Annotated in this window: 4 protein-coding genes; all 4 read left to right on the forward strand. The window is 66.3% G+C overall.

The window, feature by feature from the left end; translation table 11 throughout:
- Positions 1 to 2006 (forward strand): response regulator (locus tag J7U46_RS23090; protein WP_282829599.1); only part of this gene is annotated, 2006 nt, incomplete at its 5' end.
- 51 nt (positions 2007 to 2057) lie between these two features.
- Entirely contained in the window at positions 2058 to 2339 is a 282-nt protein-coding gene (locus tag J7U46_RS23095; RefSeq protein ID WP_282829600.1) for a hypothetical protein, read from the forward strand.
- A 113-nt stretch (positions 2340 to 2452) separates the two neighbouring features.
- Complete coding sequence (locus J7U46_RS23100) at positions 2453 to 3403, forward strand: diguanylate cyclase (RefSeq protein ID WP_282829601.1); 951 nt, start codon at positions 2453 to 2455, stop codon at positions 3401 to 3403.
- Between the two features lie 270 nt (positions 3404 to 3673).
- Positions 3674 to 4297 carry a tyrosine-type recombinase/integrase gene (locus J7U46_RS23105; RefSeq protein ID WP_225865052.1) on the forward strand — a complete coding sequence of 208 codons (624 nt, stop codon included), beginning with the start codon at positions 3674 to 3676 and terminating at the stop codon, positions 4295 to 4297.
- The last annotated feature ends 142 nt before the right edge of the window (positions 4298 to 4439 follow it).

Below are 4439 nucleotides of genomic sequence, written 5' to 3' on the forward strand. Positions count from 1 at the left end.
TGAGCAAGATCGAGGCCGGCGAGCTGGCCGTCGAGCAGGCACCTTTCCAGCTGAGCGAGCTGCTGCGAGAACTGGATGCGGTGTTTGCCGACCCGGCGCGGGCCAAGGGCCTGGGGTGGGAGCTGCACAGCGCACCGGACCTGCCCGACACCCTGATCGGCGACGCGCAGCGCTTGCAGCAGGTGCTCGGCAATCTGCTCAGCAACGCCATCAAGTTCACCGCCCAGGGCCAGGTCAGCTTGCGCGTCGACCGCGTCGAGCTCGACGCGCAGCGGCCAGGCCTGCGCTTCCAGGTGCGGGACAGCGGCATCGGCATCCCCCCGGAGGCCCAGGCGCAGCTGTTCCAGCCCTTTGTGCAGGCCGAGGCGTCGACCACCCGGCGCTTCGGCGGCACCGGCCTGGGCCTGTCCATCGTGAAGCACCTGGTGGGCCTGATGGACGGCACGGTGGCCCTGGAAAGCCAACCGGGCCAGGGCAGCGTGTTCACCGTGGAGTTGCCACTGCTGGAGGCGGCCGAGACCAGCCGGCACAGGCCGCAACGGCTGGAGGCGGTCATCGTTGAGGACGAAGAGCTGCAACGCGATCGCCTCAGCGCGCTGTGCGCCGGATTGGGCTGGCAGGCGCGCAGCTTCGCCGAGGCCGCCGGCTTGCTGGCGCTGCTGCAGCAGCGCCAGCAAGCCGGTCAGGCCTTGCCTGATGTGTTGCTGGTTGACTGGCATCTCGGTGACAGCCTGGACGGCATTAGCGCGATGCGCCGCCTGCGCGCATCGCTGCCAGCCGGCCAGGTGCCGGCGGCCTTGCTGATCACCCAGGACCAGCGCCGCGCGCTGCAGACCGAGGACATCGAGGCGGTGGTTGACGCGGTGCTGGCCAAGCCGGCCAACCCGTCCACGCTGTTCAACGCGGTGAACGAGGCCATCGCCAAGCGAAAGGGAAGCAGCGATCACCTGCTGGACCCGGCCGCGATCCAGCGCCTGGGTGGTGGCCTGCTGCCTGGTGTGCGCCTTCTCGTGGTGGACGACAGCGAGATCAACCTGGAGGTGGCAAGACGGATGCTGGAGCGTCAGGGGGCGGTGGTGCGCTGCGACGGCGGTGCCGAGGCGGCGCTGGCGCGCCTGTCCGGCGGCGAAACCTTTGACGCTGTGCTGATGGACATCCAGATGCCCGGCATGGACGGCCTGGAGGCCACGCGTCAGATCCGCGAGCGCCTGCAGTTGCGCGAGCTGCCGGTGATCGCGCTGACGGCCGGCGCCTTGGTCGAGGAGCGCCGTCGGGCGATGGACGCCGGCATGGACGATTTCCTGACCAAGCCCCTGGACCCCGAGGCCTTGGTGCGCGCGGTCAGGCGGCAAGTCGAAGCGCGGCGAGGCGCGCCTCTGCCCGTGCGCGGCAGCGACACCCAGGCCGCGCTGCCGCCCGATTGGCCGCTGATCGACGGCATTCAGGCCCAGGAAACCGCGCATCGTTTGGGCGGGGATGTCGCCCTGTTCCACCACCTGCTGGGCAGGCTTCTGGAGACGCATGACGCGGCCTGGGTGGGCGGCCTGGCGGCGATGAGTGCCGAACAGGCTGCCGCGAGCCTGCACAAGCTGCGAGGCTCCGCCGGTTTGCTGGGTGCCAAGCCAGTGCAGGACCTCGCCGCCGAGGGGGAGGAGCGCTTGCGTCAGGGCGATCCCCTGACCGAACTGACATCACTATTCGACAGCCTGTCGCATTCCCTGTCGGCGCTGCGTGGCGCGGCATCGGCTTGGCTGGCTCAAGCCATTGACAAGGTGGACAGCGGCCAGGCAGCGCCCCTGAGCGACGGACCGGCGCGGTATGGGGTGCTTCTCGATTTGCTTCGACAGCAGGACCTGGATGCTGGCAGCGCGCTGAAGGAGTTGCGGTTCTGGGTGCGGGAGCGGGGACTGAGTGAGCAGGATGTTGCGGCGATCGAGGCCCACGTCGACGAGTTGGACTTTGAACAGGCTTTGCGTCTGTTGGAAGCTCGTCAGCTCTTAACTTGAACCTGTTGGCGCCACCTGCACTGCGATGTGTTTCCCTCTGGAGTCGAGAGCATGAACCCGATCGAAAGAAACCATGTCCGCCGCATCGGCCAGCAGGGCCCGGTGCTGCTCTATGCACATGGCTTTGGCTGTCACCAAGGCATGTGGGTCGGCATCACCCCCGCGTTTGAGGCCGGCCATCAGCAGATGCTGATGGGCTACACGGGCAGCGGCCCGGCGACTGCTCTTCGACAGCAGGCGCTGCAGCCGCCTGGACGGCCATGCGCAGGACCTGATCGACGCGAGGCCTGTCGCGGGGCATCACCCTGGTCGCCTTCAGCACCGCATCGCTGATCTCGACTTTGCGCCTGCGCATCCGTTCCTCCGTGATTGACAGGCATCCGATGCCTCGTCGCGTCAGGCATGATGCGTGTCGATAACGCTAGCAAACCCGGTCGTCAACTGACATGAACGAATCCAGACCCACGCCAGCCACGCTGCTCCTGGTCGACGACGACCCATCGATCATCCAGGCGGCCAGCCGCCTGCTGAGCGATTTCGGTCGCTGCCGCTTCGCGCGCAGCGCAGCGGACGCCTTGCGTCTGCTGCGTCAAGAGCCGGTCGATCTGGTGCTGCTGGACGCGGAGATGCCGGAGATGGGGGGGCTGGAGATGTTGTCGCTGATGCAAAAGGCCAGCGAATTGGCAGAGATTCCGGTGGTGCTGCTGACCAGTCACCGCGACGAGGCCACCGAGGAGGCCGCCTTCGCCGCGGGCGCCGTCGACTATTTGTCCAAGCCGATCCGCCCCGGCGTGCTGAGAGCCCGGGTGAACACCCAGCTGCGACTGAGCCGGGCTTTGGCCGAAGTCCGACGGCTGTCACGCACCGACCCGCTGACCGGGCTGTCCAACCGCCGCGCGATGCAGGAATGGCTGGAGAGGGAACTGCTGCGCGCCGACCGCCAGAACGCGCCACTGAGCGTGCTGATGGTCGACGTCGACCACTTCAAGGCCTTCAACGACTTGTACGGTCATGCAGGCGGCGATCACGCGTTGATCAAGATGGCCGACTGTCTTCGACAGGCAGCCAGCCGTGCCAATGACGACTGCGCGCGCTGGGGTGGCGAGGAGTTCTTGGTCCTGCTGCCCGACACCGACGGCTCAGGCGCGATGGCGGTTGCTCAGCACCTGCATCGGGCCCTGGCCGAACTTGCCCACCCGCATGAAGCCAGTCCGCTGGGGCAGTTGACCGCGTCGGTCGGCATTGCGACCTTGGAGCCGCTCAGCGAGAAGTGCGCCGCTGCACTGCGAGCGGCGCCGGTTCAGGATCGGATCGAGGAGTTGCTGGGGCGAGCCGATGCGGCGCTGTACCGCGCCAAGGCAGCGGGCAGAAGCCGGAGCGAAATCGCAGAGCGCTGAGGAAGCTCGAACCACGCCGCGTACGGCGACGGCCGGACAAGGCGAGCACGAAGCTGGTGATGGCGCAGAGCAAGACCGCACCAACCTGAGGGCGACGCCGAATCCAATCGAGCGGCCTGAACGCTAGAAATGCAGACGGCCACGCTGAAACATGGGGCGGGTGCTGGCAGCCTGGTAGCGTCAGAGAGCAATTCGCACTCCAAATGGCAGCTTGAATCATTCGCCCATCGGCGCATGCTCTGATGCCCATCAACTCGATGGGAGACCATCATGAGCATGTCGAATGGCAACGCGTCTCGCGAGCCGTGGAATAAGGGCAAGATCGTCGGACAAAAGGCGCCCTTCAAGCTGAAAGACATCTGGGCGCTTCGCGTTCGCCTGCAGATGCAAGGACGAGTTCGCGAGCTCGCCCTGTTCAACCTGGGCATCGACAGCAAGCTTCGCGGGTGCGATCTGGTGGCGCTTCGAGTGAGGGATGTGTGCCATGGCGACCAGATGGCCTCCCGCGCCATCGTCATGCAGCACAAGACCCAGCGCCCCGTGCAGTTCGAGATCACTGCGAGCACGCGTGATGCCCTGCAAACCTGGATCAAGCAGGCCGGCCTGAGAAGCGAGGATTTCCTCTTTCCCAGCCGGTTGCACGAGTCGCCGCACCTGGGCACGCGTCAGTACGCTCGCATCGTCGGGCACTGGGTGAAGGAACTGGGACTCGATCCAGCGGACTACGGCACGCACTCCATGCGCAGGACGAAGGCGACCCTGATCTACCGACGCACCAAAAACCTCCGCGCAGTGCAGCTGCTGCTTGGCCACTCCAAGCTGGAGTCGACTGTCCGATACCTTGGGATCGAAGTCGATGACGCCCTCGAGATCTCGGAACAGACGGAGATCTGAAAAGGCTGCGGAGATCACGGCGACGCAGTTAGTGATGTGGCCGCTGCAAGCGCGGCGCCCTCCTTCTGGAACGCCGCGTCCTGCTCCGTCCGACTTCTAACATCACCGGTTCCACCGGTTGGGGTAAAGGACCGATCCTGGG

The sequence above is a fragment of the Pelomonas sp. V22 genome, assembly GCF_030014915.1.
GTDB lineage: Bacteria > Pseudomonadota > Gammaproteobacteria > Burkholderiales > Burkholderiaceae_C > JAUASW01.

Coding starts and splice junctions, on each gene's coding strand:
- J7U46_RS23095 (WP_282829600.1), top strand. CDS start 2,058: ATGAACCCGATCGAAAGAAACCATGTCCGCCGCATCGGCCAGCAGGGC.
- J7U46_RS23100 (WP_282829601.1), top strand. CDS start 2,453: ATGAACGAATCCAGACCCACGCCAGCCACGCTGCTCCTGGTCGACGAC.
- J7U46_RS23105 (WP_225865052.1), top strand. CDS start 3,674: ATGAGCATGTCGAATGGCAACGCGTCTCGCGAGCCGTGGAATAAGGGC.